Below are 23,322 nucleotides of genomic sequence, written 5' to 3'. Positions count from 1 at the left end.
CTTAATACTTCACTAACCTGCCCCGTTAATTGCATAAAGAAAAAGCTGCCTTAAAGACAGCTCCGATCTTAAACTAGCGCACCCGTTAGCTTAACAAGATATGTATAAGTTTTTATCTGTTCACTCACTCGAATACAGGGCGCATAAAGCTTCTCTCATAACTTAAAATACATTTAGTTTCTTCTGCTAATTTATAAGCTTCCTGACACTCTGCATCTAATGCCATTTTTACTCGGTACTCTTCATATGCTGCTAAACTTGGGAAAGTGAATAAGGCATAAGCAATGTTATTAGCGCCCTCATGTGGAAGAAAATAACCTTGATGTGTACCGCCCAATTTATTAACTAATCGGATCCATATCTTACCGTATTCCTCGAATTCCTTTACTTTATAAGGGTCAATAACATATTTCAGATAGCATGTAACCATTTTAATCCTCCTGAAAATCTATTTTTTTCCATCATAACATGCAATTGAGCTAACCTGCCCCGTTAGTGCCATAAGTAAAAGAGCTGCTGATCAGCTCTTAGCATTGAAGTAAAGCATACGTTAGTTCAACAAGATTTTTTTATTTATGTTCTTTAATTGGCATAAAATTAGAAGGGGTTAATTCTTCAGATTCAATTACAATTGCAGTTAGTCCAGTGGCAGTTGCTGTTTCGTGTCCTTCACCCTTTTCCCAAAAGACCACATCGTTAGCTTTTATATTTACTTTTAATTCATCATCACCACGAACCCATCCTTCCCCATCTACAACAATGAGCAATTGTGGGATAACAGCTTGATGGAAACCTACAATTCCGTTAGCTTCTAAATGCATACAACCAATTTGTGTAGGTTTTTCTGTTTTTACAATTCGAGACATAATGAAATTTGAATTAAAATGAGAAACGTTTTTTCCTACTTCTTTGTCAAATCTATAAAATTCCAAAAAGATTCCCCCCCCTCTTTTTACATTCACTTTTTAAATACTACGTACTTAATCAATAGTCCTGTTTAAAATTTATTCTTTCACTAATCTGCCCCGTTAGTTGCATAAGAAAAAGCTGCTTAAAGACAGCTCCGATCTTCAGCTAAAGCACCCGTTAGTTCATTAAGAAAAGCGATTCTTATTGGAACAACTTTATCGACGTGATTTCATATTTCACTGGCGGTATGTCAAAATCCATCAATTATTAGTGTTGGTTTTGAATAAGGTTTGATTTAAAATTTTCTGTAAACCCACAAGCTATGGCTAATAAAAGGAAACCATTTTGAATGGACTCTCCGTTTTCAAAAAAGTTCAATCAAAGCTCATTTAGAAATCTTTGATTGTAAAGATAAAGTATCACAACTTTATTCAAAACTTCGCATCTTTCTTACAAACATCGCAATTTTATTTTAAAGACACAATTACCAATGGCGGATTCCTAAGCAGATTAATAATAAAATACAAGTAAAAATTTAAGAAAAATTTAATATTTACCCCACTTTTTATTTTAAAAGTTTTTCCTATCCTATAAACAAGTTACATCAAGGAGGAGACTAAAAAAAAGTGGGGATATTTATTGGTTTTTGCATTATTTCTAGTTTTTTTTTTAATATATTACCGATATCCCAAGATAAAGTAGAGGATCAAATATATGAACAAAATGATAATACAGCTACTGAAAATCCCCAAAAGATTGAGATTACAGAAGGGCAGATCTATCAAGGGAATCTGCTTTTGATTAACAGTGAATATGCTGTTCAACAAGCTGGTATAAAATCGGATATCATAAATTTATTTACACACAAAGAATTAACAACCTGATACCAGTTACTTAATAGTGAAATAAAATTATCAGAAGAAATAGCTGAAAAATTTTCGGAAGATGATAGCAATAGTGTAAAGTAGGATAAAGCTTAAATTATAAATTTGAAAAAGAATTAGGAATTGAGGATTTATATGAAAAATCAAAAAAAAATTACTGCTGGCTTGTTGGCCGTATATTTATTTGCATTAACATGGATTATAGTCTTTAAAATGCAATTTTCATTTCAAGGCTTGCCGGATTTTAGGGAAATCAACTTAATCCCTTTTGCTGGTTCAGCTAATGTAAATAATCAAATAGATTTTAATGAAATAATCTATAATGTACTTGCATTTATCCCATTTGGAATTTATATCAGTATGCTAAAACCAAATTGGTCTTTCTTGAAAAAGATTGCAGTAATAGCAGGAGTTAGTTTGTTATTTGAAGTATTGCAATTCATCTTTGCTATAGGAGCTAGCGATATAACTGACTTTATGGGAAATACATTAGGTGGAATTATTGGAGTTGGAGTTTATATTGTATTTTGTAAGCTGTTTAGTACAAAAGCAAATAAAATCCTTAATGTTTTAGCTTCAATCGGAACGATATGCATTGTTGCATTATTGCTGTTATTAATATATCTCAGGATTAGTGGTGTTATTATTTATAAAGTTTCCTAAGTAATTGGAGAATTGCTGTTCATGAAAATTAAATGGCATCAAAATAATAACCAAAGCATATGCAACTATTTCAAAAGCTAAGACATAACTTTTTAGGTACACCAAATGATACTAATGGTACAAACAATAAAGATATAAATATAAATAGGCTTAATAGCTTTCTTGATTTCTTGGAAATGTATTGGGATGAATCACAGGATGGACATCTTAACTTTTTTTAAAAGGTAAACATTTTAAAAAAAGCCTCTATCCAACCCCATTTATAGCCACAGTGGACATATTGGCATATGAAGCAACCTCCTTTCAATTAAATCAATATTACAAATTATATCTTTTATTCCTAAACTAAACTGCCCCGTTAGTTCCATAAGAAAAAGCTACCTTAAAGATAGCTCCGATCTTCAGCTAACGCACCTGTTAGTTCATTAAGAAACCCTGTATGGAAACAAAGAAAACAAATAAAGAGATACCAATGCTCATATATCCCCAAAAGCCTTTTCTGTCTTTTTGAAGTTCGGATAATCCTGTAACTAACATAATTGCCCCCAAGAACAACATAGAATACGGCATCAACTCAAAATTTTCAGTAATTAGCTGATAGGCTGATAAAGCAAGAACAATTATTGCTAAGATAATTCTAATCATTTTCAAGAATATATTTCCCCCTAAAAATTAAGTTCTGTACAATTTCTGTTTCAATCATACCATTTGACACCTTTTCATTTGTGTAAAAAATGGAAACTTCTTTATGCAACTAACATGCCCCGATAGTTGCATATAGAAAAAGCTGCCTTAAAGACAGCCCCGATCTTCAGCCTGTTCGTTCTATAAGAAAAGCGAACCTTATTCAAGAATCGCGTCCGATTACTGAATAACGAATATTTGGTACCAAATGGCCTTGTCATTTATTTATGATACCGTTCAACGCACCTATTCAAGCCGTGATTTTTTAAAAACTGTCAGCCTGTTAATTTTACACTTCTACGTTAAATCGACGCTGATGAGGAAGCAGCTGCTTGATCAGCCTTCACACAATCAATTGCAACAACGAGTGCAATAATAATGGTTTCCATCTCTTCATCTATTATTTGAACCTTGTAGCTATCGCCCCAAGTGAACCACTCCTTGCCCACTTTACCTACGATTTTACCATGCTGTAAAACTTGAAAATCCATATCCCACCAATTACCATGTACTTCAATGCCTGCCGCATCAATTGTATATCGTGCTTTTAAGAAGGAAAATTCCTTCTTTATTGTTAATACCTCTCGGCCATTCACCTCAACCAAAAACTTTGGTAAAAAGCTGAACACCTTTTTCGTAATGAGTGCTACTTCATCTCTTGCTGTATTCCTAATGGAGAAAGTCTTTGGAACTTGCATAAAACTTCCCTCCACGTAATATATATCCTTCTCCTGCTGATCCTTTACTGTAAATTTCCCGCTAAGACTGAATACCTTCTGCTTTATATAAAGCTGCCTCATACTTATTCCTCCCAACCTTAAGTCTTTTACATTACTTACGTTTGAAATGGGCATTGGTTCCAATCTTAAGCATTAAATTCCAAATAATAGCTCCACTCAAAAACGCCTTCTTTTCGGTTCACCACTATTTATCCTTAACTAATTTACCTTTTTGTAAAGTCAGCAATTCTTCCTTCGCAATCTGTCCCAATTGTTGAACAACTCCTTTACTATCCTGCCCCGATAGTTGCATATAGAAAAAGCTGCCTTAAAGACAGCCCCGATCTTCAGCTAACACACCCGTTAGTTCTATAAGACTTATCACAGAGTTGACACAAACTGTGCGATATATCTCTAATTGGAAAAATCCAACCCCTTTGTACTAAAGATTATGGACCTTGTGTAAGTATAGCGACGATGTTATATAAGATTGGGAACACAAATAAAATGATGTTGAAAATTATTCCAGCTAACGAAAGTTTATCGCGATTCATTTTATAGCCTACGAATCCAAATATAGCTCCTATTGGACACAGTATAAACGGAAATACGAGTGGCATTCCTTGAATTTTCAAGGATACGATATCAAATAAAAAGTTAATGATCAATAATGTTAAAACAGACGGGATTAGAACGGATATAAGTCCTGGTATTTTTTGCACAACAATTTCCCCTTAATGAATTAGATTATAAAAATTTGTGCCCTTAATGATAATTTAACACTACCTAATTTTAACAAAAATAAGTGTGTTTGTGTAAATATCGAACTACACAGTACGAATACACTACGCTTATGGAACTAACCTGCCCCGATAGTTCCATAAAGAAAAAACGCCTTAAAGGCAGCTCCGATCTTCAGCTAAAGCACCCGTTACTTAAGAAAAAAAATTTTTAGGGCTTGTGCATTATCTTTTTCTAACTCTCCTAACTTTCGTTTTCATTATTGCTAATAATTGTTGCTGTACCTACACTTTCATTAAACCAAATTTCATATTCATAAAGTCTTTCAGGTATATTTTCACCAAAAGTGTAAAACAAATTAGCTTCTACGTCGGGTTTTCTAGCCATTTTAACCACTTTATCATCCCATTAGATTTGTTCAAATGCCTGCCTTAGCAGCTCTATTGATTCGCTATCAGTTATCATTACGACATCTTCGTAATTTTCTTCTGTATCAATTTTTTGAACATCTACTCTTGATAATTGTCCTTTTTCTTCCCCAATACAACCGACCAACACCATAAAGACAAAAAGAGAAGTGAAATTTATTATCTTTTTGATCATACACCTCCATAAATTCAGAAGTTTACATTACATAATAGTACCAGCTTATCTTCAACTATCCTTCCCCGTTAGTCCCATAAGAAAAAGGCAGCCTAAACAACCTGCCTTATTGTATAGTTGACACAAACTGTGCAATAGGAGGAGAAAACCTCTACATCAGATTATTTGCTTTTCGGAGCTTCTGAAACCCTTACCTTGCGACCCGGTCGCTTCAATGTTTTCCTGTCCCTCTTCCCTTCTAGAGCTACAGATGAGTTTAATTTCACATAATCACTGCCTTGATTTATTTTAAATTCTATGTATATAACTCTTAACAATATCAAAACCTATGACTAGTAACACATTACATTAATAGGAGCTGACAACATGGCTAGAAATAACAACAGTAATCAATTAGTAGTTAATGGTGCAGAGCAAGCTCTAGAACAAATGAAATACGAAATCTCTAGTGAATTCGGTGTTACACTTGGCGCTGATACAACATCTCGTGCGAACGGATCTGTTGGTGGAGAGATTACAAAACGTTTAGTGCAAATGGCTGAACAACAATTAGGCGGAAGAACTCGTTAATCGAAATCATATGTAATGTTAGGGATAGTGATTGAACTATCCCTATTTATAATTTTACAAATTTTTAAAAAAGAAACAGAAACATCAAGTAGCTGTTATTTTGCCACGCAAGAAAGGCTGCCGCAGCAACCCCTGTTATTGAAGTAAAGCACCTGTTAGTTCTTTAAGAGGCTTCAAAAAGGGATGTAGTGTTAGTGAATACAATTCTGGCTGTTCTCTATGCACTAAATGTTCAGAAAAAGGGATAATTGAAATATGAATAGCAGATTTAACTGGCAGCTGACATCTCTTGTTCTGCTATACCTCCAACCATACATAAAATAGGAAATTACAGATTGGATACATCGCTGGTTTCATGAAAAGGGTAAAAATCTGACTGACCTTATGAAAGCTTTCCAATCATTACTCCCAAGGATTTTCGTATTTTTTTCTAATTTTATCGACTTTATTATATTCGCAAATGATATCTTTGCCTGATAATTGAACTTTCATCGTATTTTTTTCGACTATAATAGTAAAATTGTCAAAACCACCACCATAATCAAATTCATAATCATTATTCTCTATATGCTTATATGTTCCAGAAGATTGTTCTCCGCCCTGGACTCTTGAATTTTGAATTTCAAAATTGTTTTCCCCTTTAAAGGTAAAGGAGTCTCGACAAACACTCTTTTCTCCATCCTTCTTTTTCCACGTACCTTTCCAAGATGGTGCTTTTTCTTCACCACACGCAGCTAATACTAATGCAGCCATCGTTGAGATCATTAACATTTTTTTCATTTATACACCTACTCCAAAGGACAACTTTATTTCCTGCTACTTTTAATACGAACGAAAAAGGTAAAAGTTCCCTTGTATTGAACTAACCTCCCTCAATAAACTAAACACAATCTCACGATTGCTCTAGAATTCTTCGAATTTCATAGTCATATCATTAACAGTTATTTATGTAAGCTCGGCATCACTCCTCAAGGGTAGGGATTTATCGAAAAAAGTGTATGCTAAACTAGCCAATTATAGGAAAAAATTGGTTTAATCAATGTTATAATCGCACTTTAGGATATCCACTTGTCTCATGGAGGTCAACCCTCCCATGTCTCACAGAGTCGATGCTCCTACATTCCTTCGTTCAACCTTTCCATGAGGTGGATGTCGGTCATGCTGCCCCACAGGATCTAAGCCCTCACGTTAGTTGCTTTGCCGACTAATCCGTGCTTCACTTTTAAATGAGTGTTAATTAAATGACCGTGTAACCTTAAATTCGATGAACTATGCGACTGTTTGATGCACCATAAATGTTGCCATATGAGGGATATCCATTAACATCTTGTCTTCTTGAAACGTAAATTGTTTTTTACCGATTGAAAACAGAATTCGAATAAGCTTGTTACACAAGGCTATCAGAGATTGCATTTTTTTTAATGGATTCTGAGCACGTGTTGTGTAATATATATGGAGAGCTTTAAAAGCCTTGTTCTTTGCCACCAGTATCATGGCTGCCCGGAATAAGAGAGCCCTCAATTTCTTTCGTCCCCGTTTGGTAATCTTGGTCTGACCTTTGTGCTTTCCGGATGTGTTTTCTTTTAAACTTAAACCTGCTAATTTTACGATTTGGCGAGGATGTTGATAGTCTCTGAGGTCGCCGACCTCTGCGAAAAACCCTGCTACTGTATCTCGACCGATTCCTGACACCTCTAACATCTGAGTAACACCTGGGATATGGTCTAATAACTGATCTAATTGATAATCTAATTCTTCGAATTTCATTTGAATAAAATCATACTTCTCTAGTAAAGCTCTCAACTCTAATTTCGCCATAGCTGCCCCTTGACGAATACCAATCGAACGATTGGCTGCTTCTTTGAGTGCTCGTATCTTCTTTAAGCCTATACTGCGTTTTACCACTTGTCTTAAGGAAAGTAAGAGCTCTTCTTCCGTATAATTTACAAGTTCATGTGGCAAGGCTTCTAGCTTTAGAAAATGAATAGCTGCCTTGCCTTCCCAACTTTTGAACACTGTCAAAAATTCGGGAAAGTAACGATCAAGCCAGTTATGAACTTGTCCCTGAACGACTTGTAAGTCAACGTTGAGAAGATCGCGAAGTTTTTTGGCCACTCGGAGTTCTGCATAAATTCCTTGTGGAATTGTTGGTTCGGCGTATCTTCCGTCTTTGACTAATTGTGCGATGACTTTTGCATCTTTCACGTCATTCTTTGTAGGTGAATTATCGTCTAATTCTTTACTTCGTTTAACATGTAGTGGATTGACAGATACGAACTTAATATTATTCTCTTTTAGAAGATGAGCTAGATTTAACCAGTAGTGACCGGTTGGCTCCATGCCTACAATCACTTGATTTAACTTACACTCTTTAACAAGTTGGTTAATCCAATCTAGAAACGAATGAAATCCTGCATTCGTATTTTCAAAGAAACACGTTTTACCCAGTTCCAATCCTCTAAAATCCTGTGCTCTTGCGACATGATTGTGCTTGGCTATATCTACTCCGACAATTAAGGTTTCAGAAGTAATTTGAGTGATTTTATGATTTTGGTTATAATTCATTGTGAGACCTCCAAATAGATGTTTTGTCCTTTTTTAGCTGGCCAGCTTAGGACACATTCATCTTATCAAGAGGTCTTTTTTCGTTCAAACTTCATTTTCAGTTATTACAGGAATGCTGCCCCGTTAGTTAATTAAATTTGAAAGTATGATTATTGTAAAAGCCATATATTAAGAAGGGCCGCCAATTGGCGGCCTTCTTATGGCGCTAACGCCCGTTTGTTGAAATAAAGTTATTTAATCTTTTTTACCTTGATTGACCTTAATTAATTCATCAAGCTTCTCATTTCTTTCTCGTTCTAAATATTATACAGTAGCTTCTTCTATTAAAATGCCCCGATAGTTGGATAAAGAAAAAGCTGCCCTAAAGACAGCTCCGATCTTCAGCTAACGCACCCGTTAGTTTAAGTACTATTCTTCACAAACTACCAGCTGGTTTAATTCAATAAGAAGAAATAACGTCCTGTTGACGAAATTGTTGTATGGTTAATGTTTTAATTATCGTTATTAGATAGGTATTCTGCTACATCTTTTGGAACTTTAAAATTTAAATTTAGTTTCTTGGTTTTTAATTCGATATAAGGACTATCTTTATATGTAATAATTGTAGCGATTTGTATAAGTTCCTTTTTATCTGTATTAGGCTCTCCGAGTTTGACTGTATCCTCTTGGTACATCTTATAAATATACCCTTTAGTTGAATTTGAAGGAATATCTACAATACTCCATTTATCAACTTCTAGTGTATTAACAAATTCATTTACATCATCTTGATTATCTATAACGTTTAAAACCAATTCTGGATTTTCTTCTGACGATACTTCTATCTTTTGGGATTTATCAAGCCCAGGGTCTTTCTTATCTTCTTTTTCTATACTACACCCGAATAAAAATATAGATACGCTAAAAGCAAATATCAATTTCATACAAACTTTTTTCATAATTGTTGTCTCCTCAAAGAATAAAATTCATACAATCACTTACTAAATTAAGAAAATTTTAACATTTATTGATTATTATTACTATACATCTACACTAAATTAATATCGGTCTTAAGCCTATCCTGCCCCGACAGTTGCATAAAGAAAGAGCTGCCTTAAAGACAGCTCTGATCTTCAGCTAATGCACCTGTTAGTACATTAAAGCATAGTTTTATTATTTATGATTTTTTAATATTCGAACCTCTTCTTCCAGTTTATCTATTTTTTGTTGAAGCTCTTTTTTCGGTTTCACTAGTTTTCTTAGTAAAAACAATACTAATATTACGAAAAGAGAAGATAGAATTAATCCTGGAATACCTATATTACTCAACAAATACACACCGCCCAATTAATATCGTTATCCAAATTTTAGTTTTTTTTATAAAAATAGTCTATAATTATGGTTCGACTAAGCTACGCTTAATGAACTAAACTGCCCCTTTAGTTGCATAACAAAAAGGTTGCTTCAGCAACCTCCCTTATTGAAGTAAAGCACCCGTTAGTTTATTAACAAATTAAGCGTTGAAGTATGTTTAATAAATGGTTTGCCAAAACCTATCACTTTTCATATCTTCAACTACTTTTTTAAATGTATTTAAAATCTGTTTAACATTCTCATCACTAAATATAATCATTTGAACTGGGGAGCTACTTGTAGTACCTCCATTTTTTGAACAAGGAAAAATCCTTATTTGAGAAAAATGCTTCCAATCAAATGCCTCAATCAGCCAGTGTGTAGCATAAGGGTATTCAGGTGTTATTTCATCATTATTCAGAGCATACTTATCCCTTTCTCCAATTGGTAAAAACTCATATCTTATACACCGATTGCCTTTTCGTTTAAATCTTTGACGTTTGGCTTCATTTAAAGCATTATATCTATTTTCTAATTTTTTCTTTAATCGCTTTCTCATTTTCCACCTCTAATTAACATTACTTAATGAACTAACCTGCCCCGTTAGTGCCATAAGAAAAAGGCTGCCTCAGCAACCTTCCTTATTGAATTAAGCACCCGATAGTTCAAGTAGGCACTAGTTGCAACTTTTATTTATTTATCTACTCCTGCATCTATTTTCCAGCTATTTTGCAACTTCCGGATATAAATGATCTGACCAATGTGATATGCGTTATGAGTTGACACATTTCCGAGTATTGCCCACCATTTCACGTGTCCAGGATAGCCATTAACTTCTCTCTCAACTTTTTCTTCAGATAATAACTCTTGCCAACGTAAAAGCACCTCTAATAGTTGTTTTTTTAAGTCAGCAAAAGTATGATTTTCAGGAATAATAAAGCTGTTATTATTATTTCCTATTGAAGGCACAGCATCAACGTGAGATTTTTGGTACCTTGTTTGCCATGTTTGATTCCAATATAGTAGATGCTGCACAATTTCAGCAATACTATTACTTTCTTCGTTTGGCTTCCAAAATGCATGTTCCTCAGACAATCTTTCTATTGAATCTGAAAATGGTAGGTACCAACTTGGGTCATTAGCATTTGACAACAACTGATCCGATAAAACATCTTTTGCATGAACCATAACAAACACTCCTAATTTTTATACTGTTTTTTCTAAATCTTTAAACAATATCATCTTATTATATTCTACATAGTATATTGATTGTCCTGTTCTTATTAAGCTAACCTGCCCCGTTAGTGCCATAAGAAAAAGCTGCCTTAAAGACAGCTCCGATCTTCAGCTAAATCACCAGTTAGTTGATTAAGGATTAATTAAAACTTAATGTTTAATAATTCTTTCATTTCAAGAAGAACATCAGTATGTTTTTCTTTTGATAAATACATCATTTTCTGTTCTGCTCCATTTGCTTCTTGCTTCTTTCCGTTCGGTTCTTGAAACATAATCCTTCCATCACTAAAAAAATTCATAGTGTACACTTTGTTATCCATGGTTTCTTTATCGGATAATACAAAAAAGTAATTCCCTTTTTTATTTAATTCTTTACTCTTCTCCAATAACTCCTTATTAGGAGGTTGCACAACTTCCATTTTGTTCACTTTCTCTATAAAAGCTTGTACTTCATTAATATCTGTAATGACCTTTGAAGTTGAATTGGAAGATACCCCTTTCTCATCAACACTTTGCACTAATAAGGTTGTATATTCATCTATATTAGGTATTTCTAAAATTTCACTTTTCGTTTTTGTAGTTTCTAAACTACAAGCATTTAAGAATACTATCATTAAAGTGCAAAAAGAAAACATCTTGAAAAATCTCAAATTTCATCCCTCCATTTCTTCCTTCTACACTATACTGAAATTGAAAAATTATCCATGATTATCAAACTATCCTGCCCCGATAGTTTATTAAGAACAAAATAAAAAGGACCCTTGGTCCCTTAAAAATACTTTCTATACAAGTCTCTCCGCATTGCACCACTTAGATATGCATAAATTTTTGTGGTTTCACTTTTTTCATGGCCCATTAAACTTTGAACCACACTTCTAGAGGCGCTCATGAACCTATTATGCTATGCTATTTATAGACTTACAAAGGGGGAATTATGTACATGTCATTTTTTGATAAAATGAAAGCAAGCATCGGAATCGGTGCGGCGAAAGTGGATACAAAATTAGAAAAAGATTCATACAAACAAGGAGAAACGGTAAAAGGGAACGTGTTTGTCCTTGGCGGAAACACCCAACAGGAAATCAATGGGCTGTACATCCATGTGATGACACAGGTTTTGAGGGAACAGGATGACCGTAAGTATTTAGATGATGTTACCCTTTACAAAATAAAGGTTTCGGATGCATTCGTCATTGAAAAAGGCGAAGAAAAGGTGATTCCGTTTTCCTTGCAACTTCCGTACGAAACGCCAATCACGATAGGAGACGTGTCTGTGTGGATGAAGACGGAAATGGATGTGACGTTCGCATTGGACCCTAAAGATAACGATTATATAAACGTATTTGAAAATGAAACAGTCAGTAGCTTCCTAAAAGCAATCGAATCATTAGGGTTTTACTTGAACAAAGTGAAAAATATACCCTTCAAACGTAGCAAAACGGGTGTCTTTCAGGAATTCGAATACAAGCCAAAGGGCGGTCCATTCCAAAGAAGCCTTGATGAGGTTGAAATCGGATTCGTCGCGGACGCTCAATCCGTAGATTTATTCATCGAAGTGGATAGAAAAGCAAGAGGACTTTCTGGGTTTTTGGAAAGTGCAGCAGGAATGGATGAATCCAAGATCCGAGTGCAATACAAACATTTCCAAAAAGAAAGTGTAGAAACAGCCAAGCAAGAACTAATGGATATACTATCCCGTTATTCTCGATAAATTGGATTTGATTATCTGCCTTATATAAACCCCATACTTCAGTTAAGATCATATCTGTTTCTCTCCAATCTATACCATATTAATAGACAGTATAGACAAAAGAAGAACTATTATACTAGAATAGTAGATTTTTCATTAAACAATAACACCTATTAGTTAAAGAAGAAAAATTGCCTTAAGACAGCTCCAATCTTCAGCTAACGCACCCGTTAAAGGAGTTGCCCTAACAACTCCTTTAAGAACAAAATTTATTTATTAGGCACTAATAATACTGTTTTTATTTTCAAAGTAAATAAACAAATTAAATATGCTTAACCCTAAAATTATAAGAAACAAATATGAGGAAATAACATCTCCTCCTAAATTTAATTCATCAGCTATGTATCCCATAATAATAAGATTAATACCAGAAACAATTATTGAAATTATTGAAGTAATACTAACTGTGAATCCATTAACAAGGTTGCTCCGTTTCTTTTGAACCAATAAAATAATGGTAATAACAATTAAACTAATGATAAAAGTAATAAAAACTAATCTTAAAAAATCGTATATTTCCAACCCTTCCATAGTCATCCCCCTTATTATCCTTTTCCTATTGATTTTTACCACAAAAAACCATTATCCTTATGCAACTAACCTGCCCCGTTAGTTGCATAAAGAAAAAGCTAACTTAAAGACAGCTCCAATCTTCAGCTAACGCACTCGTTAGTTCAATAAGCAATATAAATAATTATGCCTTCTCTTTTTTTAATTTACTTTTAGCTAATTCCTCCCAATCTTCAAAGGACAGCTTATCATTAATATGTTTTAAAGCATTAGGAACTTCAACAGAACACATCATTTCCAAACTGTTACCATCAGGGTCTTCAAAGTAAACGGAAGCATTTTCTGAATATGGTCGAATAAATGGCTCAATAGATTTTCTACTACCAAATGGCACGACTTTAACTTGAATAGAATCTAACCATTTTAAAGATTCTTTTAAATTTTCATATGAAACTCGAAAAGCAATATGTCGTAAGGAAGGATGGTATGGCGTTTGATACTCATTTCCCTCCCACAAACCTAACCAACTTTTTCCTTTTTCAACCCAAAAAAAAGCAGTTTCTTCATCACGCCATGCAAATTCCAAACCCAGCTTTTTATAAAACTCCATTGAAACATCTAAGTTTTTTACAGGCAAATGTGCTTCAAATATTCCTACTATCAAGTTCTCAACCCCTCTACAATTATGAATATATTACCAATTATAGATAAACACATGTTTTATACAACTAATCTGCCCCGTTAGTTCAATAAGTTTAATTTGTAATTTCGTTTGTGTTACGATTTAAAATCTGAAAATAAGTTATTACAGCAATTACAATGCACAATACACCACTCACTAACCAAATATAGAAAAAAATTTGACCACCAAATGTAGGAGAATTAAAAATAAAATAACTAAGTAAGAATAATACTCCACCCCAAAAAGATAAATAATAAGCAAACCGTTTATGCTGTTGCTTTAATAAATGGTATCCAATACGAATTAACAAATATAAACTGCTTATTACCATAATGGCAGGAAAAGTTGGTTGAAATTTAGCTGCGTATATAAAGTAGTCAAGTTGTGATATATAGCTATTACTATTTACCTCACCGTATAAAAATTGGGAAAATGGTGTTGAGTACTTCCATTCGCTAGGATGATCTACGATTGCACTACCTTCATATAAAGCACAAACAGTAGAAATTAAAAGTAAAATAGATGCTATACCAAACTGAAACAAAAAACTAAACCTAAACATATTAAACACCCTCATTTATTTTTTGAAATTTTTTCCACACTTACTTTAACATTAATTTCAATTAGTAACATTAAATAGTAACATTAAAATCCTATTTTCTTCTTCAATTAACCTGCCCCGTTAGTTCCATAAGAAAAAGAGTTGCTAACGCAACTCCCTAATTAAGCACCCGTTAAACTAATATGTATCTTTACATATTTATAATTTTGGGTGTGTAGTTACAAAAAAAACTTTATGCCTTTCATCGTGACCTTTTTTGTCGTGAGTTAGTCGTACTGTGTAAAGGTTTAAGATTTTCTCTGTGAAAACGCATGCGTTTTGGCTTGTGAATTCTTTATTCACACCACTGAAGTAATCCAAGAGAAAAACTTAGCAGTTATTATTCATTGAGAAGAACTGTATTTTCCCATAATTACTTTATTTTTTGCTTAATGCTAACGGTCATCCAATTCCAATGTTTCTCTTGCCATCTGCTTATACTCTTCCAAGCCTGAGATGATTGCAAACTCAGCAATTGCAACAGAATATGCCGCAGTAAGTTCAATAATGTGCTCCTTCATGGCAGGCCAGTAAATCCCTCCTGCTTTCCTGTAGTAGTCGATCAGTTTCTCCAGGCCTGTTTCCCCGAATACGCGGTAATGGAAAACAAAATCATTTGATACATCTGTTACTTTTGCTTCAGTCCAGTCGATTAAACCGGTTACGTTGGCATCCTTATCAATCATCGTATGCCCAGCATGAACATCTCCGTGAATCAAACCTGTCTCCTGAGGCCACAATTCCTCATTTTTCACCCAGGTCTGCCAACGTTTCCATAGGGATTCACCTACGCCAAATTCCGCTTTTACCTTTTCCATACGCTCGATCATTGATTTTCTTGCCTCCTCTGCTGTATGGACAATCAGTCCTACTTTAAGAGCTTCTGCTTTCGGCACTGTATGCAGCGAAGCCAGAGCTTTGGCTAATGTCTGATGAAACTGTTCAGGAACATTTTCATAATCCATCTCCCACACATAGTTTTGAATCTCTGGATCGATCGTGCCGGCTGGTACTCCAGTTAACTTTTTATACGCTATCAGATCATCTTCATAAACCGACCAGACTGGAGTCTGAAAAGTGACATATTTGTTGACAAGATCCAATGCTTTCTTCTCGATTGAGGTCCTAGGCATCACATCTTCTCGTCTCGGAAACCTTAGCACCCATTCCTCGCATTTATCATCTTCTGCATAGACAACTAGAAAGTCCAAACCTGATTGGTTGAATACAAGAGACTCCTCTTTCACTTTCAAACCATACTTTCTTGCTATTTCTGCTGCTTGCTGTTTCTTCAAAGCGATCACTTCCTTCTCCTATTCTTTTTGTAAAAAAAAGCAAGTTTATTGGAATAACCTGTTTTTCTTTCTGAGAAAAATATTTCCAAAAAATCTCAATTAATACATTTTTATAATATATCATCTAATCTATCTTCTCCAGAATAAAATACGATGAAAAATGTTTTTAGTAATCTATCTTCTCCAGAATAAAATACGATGAAAAATGTTTTTAGATCTATTCATCCTAGTCGCTGTACGAAGACACAAAGATAAGTACATTGGGGACATGGATTTGAGTACATAGAGTTATTAATCCACTCAAAACCGCACCAATTCAATCACTAAACTGTTTTGAGATACAAAATCGAGTACATTATAAACAATACAGTCATACAAATTTAACTGTAAACAAAAAGGGGAAGGAATATCTATACCCTCCCCTTTTTCGAACAACATATATTTTTAATCTTCTTGTTTACTTTATAAAAAGATTGATTATTTTTGTGATCCTTAATGAACTAACGCACCCGTTAGTTCATTAAGAAAAGCGAAACTTATTCAAGAATCGCGCCCTTTTCTTGAATAAGCCTACTTTTAATATTAAATTCATTTAACACTCACAGTTTACAGAACTTGTTAAAGAGTTTTGATTGCTTCCAAGTTCTTCAGTTGGAAGCCCCAATGTCTTCCAAGCTGCTAATCCACCGTAAAGCTCTTTAGCATTAAAACCATTCTCTAATAAAAGAATGGCTGCTTTTGCAGCAAGTGTACACCAAGTATCCCAACAATATAAAACCAGTGTCTTTTCTTTTGGTAATTCATCTATCCTATTCGGAATTTGATCTAAAGGCATAACGAGAGCACCTTGCAACTTCTCTTTCTTCATTTCATTGGGTCCCACTCTTACATCAATTAAAACATAGCCTTCAGGGAAATCTTTTATTGCATTTCTATATTCCATTGGACTCATGTTAGCTTCTAACCTTGCTTTAAAATACTCAATACGATTCATCCTTTTCCTCCTTTTGAATTGATCTCCAAACTTTTAACAAAAGTGATTTTAATTTTTCTTTTTCTTCCTTAGTTAGAGATGATAAAACGCTTAATTCAGTATCCTCAAGATAATTTCTTCCTAACCTTAATTTTTCTTCACCTTGATCCGTTATGGTTAGAACAAATGACCTTCTGTCATTTGGGTTTTTAATCCTTTTGATATAACCTAAATCCTCTAAATGATCAGCATGTGCCACCATTGTTGTACGGTCAATAAATAGTGCATTGGAAACTGTGATTTGTGAGGAATCTGGATTATCTTCAATAAATTGTAAGATGCCAAATTGTCTTGCGTTGATTTTTAGTGGCGAAAGATTATTTATTAAGCGTTCTTCCATCTCTTCCTCAATTTTTGCTAGCAAAAAACCATAAGAATTATTTAAATACAGATTAATCACCTCCAATTATCAGTTAATCATATTATCAGTTTAACTGATTAATAATTTTTTGTAAATGATTGTTAAACAAAAATAACGCATTTCATATTAATGAAATGCGCCCTTTAGTGAAATAACCCCATAGATAATTACAACTCACTGTTACTTCCTTTTACGTCAATACTCGCCTTTTCAAAACATATATTAACTGTCCGTTCGTTTGAACGAGTACGATGCATTGTATTAGCAGGAACAGTAAATATTTCACCTGGTTTCAAAGAAACTGTTTCATTGTTTTCTAGGTCTATGAAAAGTTCACCTTCTAATACATAAAATAATTCATCGCAATCGTCGTGTTTATGCCAGTGAAATTCTCCATTTATCACAGCTATTCTAAGAGCGTGGTCATTTACTTCACTTACGATAAAATTTGTGTAGTCCTTTTGGTCTTTTATTAATTCGTGTAGGTTAAAAACTTCTAATTGTCCCTTTTTTTGCATACTCTTTCTCCTTTGAAAATCCTAATCTTCTTAAATAGACTAAATTCGACAATAGAACGAAATAACCTTTTTTCTTCAACTGACCGTTCATTAAGCCTTATTCCATTAAATGGCCCAATTGTTGAATAAAGATCAAACAGCACTCTTCAACTATCCTGCCCCGTTAGTTCCATAAGAAAAAAGCTGCCTTAAAGACAGCTACGATCTTCAGCTAACGCACCCGTTAGTTCTATAGCTTATTGCAGAGTTGACACAAACTGTGCATTAAAAAAAGTTACCTTTCAGCAACTTAGGAGTAATAATCCGTTATTTATATTTAGTAAGCCAGTCAATTAATTGGTCATAATTACTTGAGAACATTGCATTGTCTTTGGTATTAGACTGTTCAAGGTGAATTAGAATATCACCTTCTTCTAATAAAAAAGCGACTGCAATGGTGTTCTCTAATATATTATTAGAGAAAAATTTGTCTTTCCACAATTTTTGTACAGAAAAATGTTCTGGAGTATAACCTTTACGATTAACTAACAACTTATACTTTTTTCCTTGTCTAATAAATGAATAGCACGTTTTCTCAAATGAATTAAACCAGGTGTTTACATCAGCAAGGGTTATGAAACCTGTCAAATTAGTAATTATAATATCTTCAGAAATGGATGTACTTATATTAGTAACATTCAATTAAACAACAACTCCTTACTATCATTATAAACCAAATAGTGGAAAATTATATGAGTTTTAATGTTGCACAGTTCGAATAAACAAGGAAGGAGTCATTCACATGAAAGAATTAGCCGAGTTTAGAAGAATCGTGGAATGAATGGGGATTTAAAATAAAGAACTTTTATTAAAAGAAGCAGCGAAAATTGGTTCATTACCTGTTGATACGCCTTTACCTAAGATTCCAGGATGGCCTCTAAACATATAAGGTCCGTACGTGACCGGATATACAGAAGCCCATTATTAGGATATCTTGATTCAAATTTTCAAAGAAGATTTTTATAAATGGTGGACCAAAAATGCACGGTGAATATGGAAAAATCTCAGCATGGGCTAATTTGTCTTACCTTTGAGTCTGTCTTTGCCTTAAATAATATAAATCACGAGCTAAGTTCACTTCCAACTCCATTATTCTACACCTGAGGTACAGGAAATCCCTAATTATACTTAAGTAAATTGTTTTATTAGGGGATTTCCTTATCATCGTCGAAAACAATTTCTATTATGGCAAGTAGCAATGCAATAATAATCTCGGTTTTCAAGGAAAGTGTAATACTTTTCATAAACTCATCCACTGCGAACAGTACTAGCCAGTTCGATGTGCCTTCAAAACCGATTCGGATAAAAAACACCTTTATTTTTCCTGTTATATTTCGGACAGACAGCTTGAAAATTGCTTTGGAAAACAATTCGACAATGATGCCTAGAATAAAGAAACTGACAACAAAAATAACCAATGACCAGATAGATTCATACCGAACGCCGAGCAGTTCAAAAATCCCTGCCAGTCCAAAGAAATAAAGCCCCATAACAAAGCCCACTACCAGAATAATGAGAAATGCTAATCCGGCAACTGTTGCCATCTTTTCTTTTATATTCATATCACGAAATGAATCATTTTTATTTTCTGGCATATGTCTGTTTCTCCTCCGTTAGTACTACATTAACGAGATAGTGATCCTACTTATTAAATATTCCATATCTATATTTATAAAATCATCCTCACGCTCATAATCATAATCTTTATATTTCTTGTTTTCAGGATGTTTTTATGACAATAGCAATAAGTTGAAGTAAAGAACCCTTTACTAAAAGAAGTTCAGCCAAATATATCTGGTTGAACCCATTAAACCATCGGTCCACCATTTGGCTAATAATTTAGCATATCTCCCTCAGTATAATCTATAATCCTACTGAGTTTATAATCCCATAACATACTAGATCTTCAAATCGGTCTTCTTTCCTCACATGGTCAATTAATACCCCTTCTTTTTTCATGCCTTATTTTTGCATTACTCTTCCTGAAGCTGGATTTGAATTAAAGTAACGAGCAAATACTTTATGGTATTGCTTTTCTTCAAATGCAAAATGTAATATAGCTTGCGCTGCCTCTGTAGCATATCCATTTCCCCAAAATTTTTCACCAATCCAATAGGCTATTTCACCATGATTAAACTTGTGGTTGTTAGATAGCGCTATAGCTCCATATAATTCTCCACTTTCCTTATCTGTTATAGCAAATTCATATGATTTATTAGCATTAAAATTATTAAGATGATGCTCAATCCATGATAAAGCATCATCTATAGTATATGGATAAGGTAGGTACAATGTATTTTTATAAATATTATAATTATTACAAAGTTTAGTAACAGCTACTGCATCAGATATTTGAAAAAGTCTTAGTACTAGCCTTTTAGTGGTAATTGTTTTATTTAGATTATCATATATCATAAGAATCCCCCCTTATATTACTAATTCTTACATACATTTATCCAAAATATCTTATTCAACTAACCTGCCCCTTTGCATAAGAATAGAGCTGCCACAGCAACCCTGTTATTAATGTAAAGCACCCGTTAGACTAGTATATTAATATTTATTGCTTGTCATCAGGTTCTTCCGTATTACCCATGTTTTTTTGATTTTTACTAATATGATTGGCTATAAATAAAAGTAAACCAAAACTCCCGCCAACAAGTACCCCGAAACCTGAACCAACAGCTAACCACTCCAAGGCGTAAAATACGATCACTCCTAGAAGAATATATGAAAAAACTGTATCTATCTTTATCAAGTCCAACCTTCTCCTTTACTGCAATATAAATTTTATTTCTAATCAATTAGCTGCATAAGCACAGCTTAAGCATGAAGAAAAGCTCCCGTTAGTCTAATTTCAAAAAGTATTCTACTGTATTAAATGACCTGAAAGTAATGTAACCAAGCAAAGGTAAATGGAATGGAGAGATAATAAATATTTATTAAGCACCCTAAAATCATTACGTACTTTATGACTCTTTTCTTAATAAGAATTGACAAAAATAGTCCAATAACCGGTAATAGAATAACTGCTATTTGTATCGTTATATTTTCAAAATTGTGCATCCCCCAAGGATTAACATTCATCAGACCCTTACTATGGATGCACAAAAAAGTTCCTGATAAGATCCAAATTAAAATAGTAATAAATATATATATATATTACATTTCTCATCTTTTTCTCCCTTTAAATTTGAGTCCCAAATTTTATAGTAAAACTTTAACACATAATTCCATTTATTTGGTTGAAAATTCCCTGAATTATCCTGCCCCTTTTACTCCACAAAAAAAGGCCGCCGCAGCAACCTTCCTTTTTAAAGCACAATGTCATCAAATCATTTTTCCAATGCCATATTTACGGCTTCAATGGCATGTATTACAGCTGTATCGAATAATGGCACTTCGGAATCCTCGGGTTTTACTAGTAATCCAATTTCTGTGCAGCCTAGTATTATTCCTTCCGCTCCATCATCAACTAACCCCTTGATAACGTTTTTGTAATATTCCCTTGATGATTGTTGAATTTCCCCTAAACATAATTCTTCATAAATTACTTTATTGATGACTTTTCTATCCTCATCATTTGGTATCAAAACCTTGATACCATTAGACTCTATTCGTGTTTTATAAAAGTCTTGCTCCATCGTATATTTAGTGCCCAGTAAACCAATCGTACTGATTTTGGACTTTTGAATTTGTTTTGCCGTTGAATCAGCAATGTGTAAAATCGGTAAATTGACTTTTTCTTCAATATTTCCGACCACTTTATGCATCGTATTTGTACAAATAAGAATCATTTCGGCACCTGCCTTTTCCAAAGACAAAGCTGCATCGCCTAATAATTTGCCTGAGCTTTCCCAATCCCCTTCAGCTTGGTAGCGTTCGATTTCTTCAAAATCCACGCTATATAAAATGCACTTGGCTGAATGCAATCCTCCCAATTTGGCTTTTACTTCTTCGTTAATGATTCGATAATATTCTAAAGATGACTCCCAGCTCATGCCGCCAATAAGGCCAATAGTTTTCATGAACATTCCCCTTTTCATTTGAAAATAGCTTACTTATCAGTCGAAAAACTCCATATGTGCTTTTTCTTGTTTGTAGTAATCTATTCTATTTTGTAAAGTACCTGTATGAAACTCAAACTTATGACCATCTGGATCAGTGAAATAAATAGACTTCTTATCTTTTTCATCTCTTGGACGTCCTGACAGGATGTTTACATTCAATCCGATTAGTTTCTCGTACATGTTAATAAAGTCAGCTTCTTCTATGGAAAATGCTATATGTGTGTATGAATGGCTTATTTCATTACGGGGAATATCTTTTTCAACATTCAGGGCAATCCACATTCCATTCAAATCAAAATAGGCTGTATTTCTGCCCTTAACTAATAATTTTGCATCAAAAACCTTTTGATAAAATTCTATGGAACTCTCTAAATCGGAAACTGAAAATAAAAAGTGATTCAAACCTTTTATAGACACATTACCACCTCAGATTAAGATTGCCTTTTATTCGCCATTAGACGCTTATAGAGAGGATACCCGAACATGTAATACCCGGAAAATGACAGCAGTATTAAGGATAAACCGGTCATTGTGAGGATACTGTATCTATACCAATCGCCAAAGAAGGATCCATCATGCAAAGTAATCAGGAAAGTCGAGTAATCTGGATTTGTGGATAACACTTTTCCCGTACTTACATCTATTTGAACACCTTGACCGTTATGAAAGCGAACCTGGTACACATTTGCACTTGGTCTATATTCAATTCTAAATATATCTTCAACCGAATCCGCACCTGGAAGATCCTGAGACGTAGCAATGGACACGACCTTCTCCATAGGTATCGCTTGATCTGGACTCGCTTCTTTCCCCGTCCTTAACTCATCAGCCACTCCGAGTGGCATCATATAAACAAGTACGAGGCCTGTGACTGCAATGAACATAAAAAAAACGGATAAAACCAATCCAGTCCATTTATGTATTTTTCGGCTTAATTGATACAACTTTACAGATTTCGACAATTCCATCCCCCCTTGACTACTTTTCAAAATAAATTTTTCTTCATAACCACCCTATCTTCATTTACAAAATAATCATTTTTCAGATAAAATGCTTCTGCATGACCGTCATTAGCCGTTAATAAATATAGACTTTTAATCTCTCTCTTCTGCAGTTCAGCTTCTAAAGATCGAAGCATTTTTGAGCCATGCCCTTTGCCTTGCATTTCATTATTCACACAAAGCTCTGCCAAATAATAAGTTAAACCTTGATAAGACACCTTACTATTTCCAGCAACAAAACCAACTGGATTGTGATCAACATGAAATAAAAAGCCAAGAAATTTAGGCGTATTCAATAAGTCGGAAAGTCTCTCTTTAGCCGTTTCATATGTCCATCTTTCATTCCATGGTTCACGATTAAAAACATTCATGTAGAGTTCGATACATAGCTCCAAATTCTCCGATGTCAGTGGTACCATTTCTGTCATATTCACGCTTCCCTTCTATTTTCATTAAAATTTTGTATATTAATCCAAATTATATCTTATCTTCGTTGAACTAACCTGTTCCTATAGGACCATAAGAAAAAGGCTTGCCGCAGCAACCCCTTTTTGAC

At 34.0% G+C, this 23,322-nt stretch carries 29 protein-coding genes and 3 pseudogenes; 4 read left to right on the top strand and 28 right to left on the bottom strand.

Features of this window, described 5'->3' with window-relative positions; translation table 11 throughout:
• Positions 1-124 precede the first annotated feature (124 nt).
• Both OSJ91_RS04595 and OSJ91_RS04590 read right to left on the bottom strand, forming a co-directional pair.
• Positions 125-430: an NIPSNAP family protein gene (locus OSJ91_RS04595; RefSeq protein ID WP_241637982.1), complete on the bottom strand. Its 306-nt coding sequence runs from the start codon at positions 428-430 to the stop codon at positions 125-127.
• Between the two features lie 139 nt (positions 431-569).
• Positions 570-932 carry a cupin domain-containing protein gene (locus OSJ91_RS04590; RefSeq protein WP_241638044.1) on the bottom strand — a complete coding sequence of 121 codons (363 nt, stop codon included), beginning with the start codon at positions 930-932 and terminating at the stop codon, positions 570-572.
• Between the two features lie 580 nt (positions 933-1,512).
• On the opposite strand from OSJ91_RS04590, the pseudogene OSJ91_RS04585 reads away from it, so the two are divergent.
• Both OSJ91_RS04585 and OSJ91_RS04580 read left to right on the top strand, forming a co-directional pair.
• Positions 1,513-1,853: pseudogene (locus tag OSJ91_RS04585) on the top strand (D-Ala-D-Ala carboxypeptidase VanY); the annotation flags it as partial.
• Positions 1,854-1,928: 75 nt separating this feature from the next.
• A complete protein-coding gene (locus OSJ91_RS04580) occupies positions 1,929-2,456 on the top strand; it encodes a VanZ family protein (protein WP_350301395.1) in 528 nt (175 codons plus the stop codon).
• Positions 2,457-2,873: 417 nt separating this feature from the next.
• Here the strand turns inward: OSJ91_RS04580 and OSJ91_RS04575 are convergent, their stop codons facing one another.
• The 4 genes from OSJ91_RS04575 to OSJ91_RS04560 form a co-directional block, all read right to left on the bottom strand.
• Positions 2,874-3,101 carry a DUF3953 domain-containing protein gene (locus OSJ91_RS04575; protein ID WP_350302794.1) on the bottom strand — a complete coding sequence of 76 codons (228 nt, stop codon included), beginning with the start codon at positions 3,099-3,101 and terminating at the stop codon, positions 2,874-2,876.
• Positions 3,102-3,442: 341 nt separating this feature from the next.
• Positions 3,443-3,940: an LURP-one-related/scramblase family protein gene (locus OSJ91_RS04570; RefSeq protein WP_350301394.1), complete on the bottom strand. Its 498-nt coding sequence runs from the start codon at positions 3,938-3,940 to the stop codon at positions 3,443-3,445.
• A 368-nt stretch (positions 3,941-4,308) separates the two neighbouring features.
• On the bottom strand, positions 4,309-4,581 hold the full coding sequence (locus OSJ91_RS04565; protein ID WP_413015710.1) for a hypothetical protein: 273 nt from the start codon (positions 4,579-4,581) through the stop codon (positions 4,309-4,311).
• 427 nt (positions 4,582-5,008) lie between these two features.
• The gene (locus tag OSJ91_RS04560; RefSeq protein ID WP_350301391.1) at positions 5,009-5,203 is read right to left on the bottom strand and encodes a hypothetical protein; all 195 of its coding nucleotides are present in this window, start codon (positions 5,201-5,203) and stop codon (positions 5,009-5,011) included.
• 366 nt (positions 5,204-5,569) lie between these two features.
• Here OSJ91_RS04560 and OSJ91_RS04555 point away from each other — a divergent pair, with 366 nt between their 5' ends.
• Positions 5,570-5,773: an alpha/beta-type small acid-soluble spore protein gene (locus OSJ91_RS04555; protein ID WP_214750194.1), complete on the top strand. Its 204-nt coding sequence runs from the start codon at positions 5,570-5,572 to the stop codon at positions 5,771-5,773.
• A 402-nt stretch (positions 5,774-6,175) separates the two neighbouring features.
• Here the strand turns inward: OSJ91_RS04555 and OSJ91_RS04550 are convergent, their stop codons facing one another.
• From OSJ91_RS04550 to OSJ91_RS04520, 7 genes and pseudogenes are all read right to left on the bottom strand, one after another.
• Positions 6,176-6,553: a hypothetical protein gene (locus OSJ91_RS04550; protein ID WP_350301390.1), complete on the bottom strand. Its 378-nt coding sequence runs from the start codon at positions 6,551-6,553 to the stop codon at positions 6,176-6,178.
• 489 nt (positions 6,554-7,042) lie between these two features.
• Positions 7,043-8,338, bottom strand: coding sequence for an IS110 family RNA-guided transposase (locus tag OSJ91_RS04545; RefSeq protein ID WP_485890017.1), 1,296 nt, complete (start codon positions 8,336-8,338; stop codon positions 7,043-7,045).
• A 491-nt stretch (positions 8,339-8,829) separates the two neighbouring features.
• Positions 8,830-9,276 (bottom strand): hypothetical protein, encoded by a 447-nt coding sequence (locus OSJ91_RS04540; protein WP_350301389.1) that lies wholly within the window; start codon positions 9,274-9,276, stop codon positions 8,830-8,832.
• A 572-nt stretch (positions 9,277-9,848) separates the two neighbouring features.
• Positions 9,849-10,229 carry a hypothetical protein gene (locus OSJ91_RS04535; RefSeq protein ID WP_056529874.1) on the bottom strand — a complete coding sequence of 127 codons (381 nt, stop codon included), beginning with the start codon at positions 10,227-10,229 and terminating at the stop codon, positions 9,849-9,851.
• A 134-nt stretch (positions 10,230-10,363) separates the two neighbouring features.
• Positions 10,364-10,858, bottom strand: coding sequence for a DinB family protein (locus OSJ91_RS04530; RefSeq protein ID WP_350301388.1), 495 nt, complete (start codon positions 10,856-10,858; stop codon positions 10,364-10,366).
• A gap of 191 nt (positions 10,859-11,049) precedes the next feature.
• Entirely contained in the window at positions 11,050-11,556 is a 507-nt protein-coding gene (locus tag OSJ91_RS04525) for a hypothetical protein (RefSeq protein WP_350301387.1), read from the bottom strand.
• A gap of 119 nt (positions 11,557-11,675) precedes the next feature.
• Positions 11,676-11,789, bottom strand: a pseudogene (locus OSJ91_RS04520) (integrase); the annotation flags it as partial.
• Between the two features lie 57 nt (positions 11,790-11,846).
• On the opposite strand from OSJ91_RS04520, the gene OSJ91_RS04515 reads away from it, so the two are divergent.
• A complete protein-coding gene (locus tag OSJ91_RS04515) occupies positions 11,847-12,617 on the top strand; it encodes a sporulation protein (protein ID WP_350301386.1) in 771 nt (256 codons plus the stop codon).
• A 255-nt stretch (positions 12,618-12,872) separates the two neighbouring features.
• Here the strand turns inward: OSJ91_RS04515 and OSJ91_RS04510 are convergent, their stop codons facing one another.
• The 15 genes and pseudogenes from OSJ91_RS04510 to OSJ91_RS04440 form a co-directional block, all read right to left on the bottom strand.
• Positions 12,873-13,187 (bottom strand): hypothetical protein, encoded by a 315-nt coding sequence (locus OSJ91_RS04510; RefSeq protein WP_350301385.1) that lies wholly within the window; start codon positions 13,185-13,187, stop codon positions 12,873-12,875.
• Between the two features lie 163 nt (positions 13,188-13,350).
• A complete protein-coding gene (locus tag OSJ91_RS04505; protein ID WP_350301384.1) occupies positions 13,351-13,830 on the bottom strand; it encodes a VOC family protein in 480 nt (159 codons plus the stop codon).
• A gap of 91 nt (positions 13,831-13,921) precedes the next feature.
• A complete protein-coding gene (locus tag OSJ91_RS04500; RefSeq protein ID WP_350301383.1) occupies positions 13,922-14,410 on the bottom strand; it encodes a YjdJ family protein in 489 nt (162 codons plus the stop codon).
• Between the two features lie 434 nt (positions 14,411-14,844).
• Entirely contained in the window at positions 14,845-15,750 is a 906-nt protein-coding gene (gene mphM, locus OSJ91_RS04495) for a macrolide 2'-phosphotransferase MphM (RefSeq protein WP_350302793.1), read from the bottom strand.
• Positions 15,751-16,336: 586 nt separating this feature from the next.
• A complete protein-coding gene (locus OSJ91_RS04490) occupies positions 16,337-16,738 on the bottom strand; it encodes a rhodanese-like domain-containing protein (RefSeq protein ID WP_350301382.1) in 402 nt (133 codons plus the stop codon).
• Positions 16,725-17,177, bottom strand: a complete 453-nt coding sequence (locus OSJ91_RS04485) for a MarR family winged helix-turn-helix transcriptional regulator (RefSeq protein WP_485891849.1) — start codon at positions 17,175-17,177, stop codon at positions 16,725-16,727. Before OSJ91_RS04485 ends, OSJ91_RS04490 begins: the two co-directional genes overlap by 14 nt.
• A 128-nt stretch (positions 17,178-17,305) precedes the next feature.
• A complete protein-coding gene (locus OSJ91_RS04480) occupies positions 17,306-17,656 on the bottom strand; it encodes a cupin domain-containing protein (protein WP_350301380.1) in 351 nt (116 codons plus the stop codon).
• Between the two features lie 306 nt (positions 17,657-17,962).
• On the bottom strand, positions 17,963-18,337 hold the full coding sequence (locus tag OSJ91_RS04475; protein WP_485891088.1) for an STAS/SEC14 domain-containing protein: 375 nt from the start codon (positions 18,335-18,337) through the stop codon (positions 17,963-17,965).
• A gap of 503 nt (positions 18,338-18,840) precedes the next feature.
• The gene (locus OSJ91_RS04470; RefSeq protein ID WP_350301378.1) at positions 18,841-19,290 is read right to left on the bottom strand and encodes a YrvL family regulatory protein; all 450 of its coding nucleotides are present in this window, start codon (positions 19,288-19,290) and stop codon (positions 18,841-18,843) included.
• A gap of 268 nt (positions 19,291-19,558) precedes the next feature.
• Positions 19,559-20,110: pseudogene (locus OSJ91_RS04465) on the bottom strand (GNAT family N-acetyltransferase).
• A gap of 145 nt (positions 20,111-20,255) precedes the next feature.
• Positions 20,256-20,453 (bottom strand): hypothetical protein, encoded by a 198-nt coding sequence (locus OSJ91_RS04460; protein ID WP_350301376.1) that lies wholly within the window; start codon positions 20,451-20,453, stop codon positions 20,256-20,258.
• A 577-nt stretch (positions 20,454-21,030) separates the two neighbouring features.
• Complete coding sequence (locus tag OSJ91_RS04455) at positions 21,031-21,723, bottom strand: aspartate/glutamate racemase family protein (protein WP_485891087.1); 693 nt, start codon at positions 21,721-21,723, stop codon at positions 21,031-21,033.
• Positions 21,724-21,759: 36 nt separating this feature from the next.
• Positions 21,760-22,182 carry a FosM family fosfomycin resistance protein gene (fosM, locus tag OSJ91_RS04450; RefSeq protein WP_485891086.1) on the bottom strand — a complete coding sequence of 141 codons (423 nt, stop codon included), beginning with the start codon at positions 22,180-22,182 and terminating at the stop codon, positions 21,760-21,762.
• A gap of 14 nt (positions 22,183-22,196) precedes the next feature.
• Positions 22,197-22,727 carry a PepSY domain-containing protein gene (locus OSJ91_RS04445; protein WP_350301373.1) on the bottom strand — a complete coding sequence of 177 codons (531 nt, stop codon included), beginning with the start codon at positions 22,725-22,727 and terminating at the stop codon, positions 22,197-22,199.
• A gap of 23 nt (positions 22,728-22,750) precedes the next feature.
• Positions 22,751-23,194, bottom strand: a complete 444-nt coding sequence (locus tag OSJ91_RS04440) for a GNAT family N-acetyltransferase (protein WP_485891085.1) — start codon at positions 23,192-23,194, stop codon at positions 22,751-22,753.
• Between the last annotated feature and the right edge of the window lie 128 nt (positions 23,195-23,322).

The organism is Bacillus sp. T-10(2022), assembly GCF_056502895.1.
Note: the sequence above shows the minus strand (reverse complement) of the source record. Positions and strands in the feature narration are given on the sequence as shown.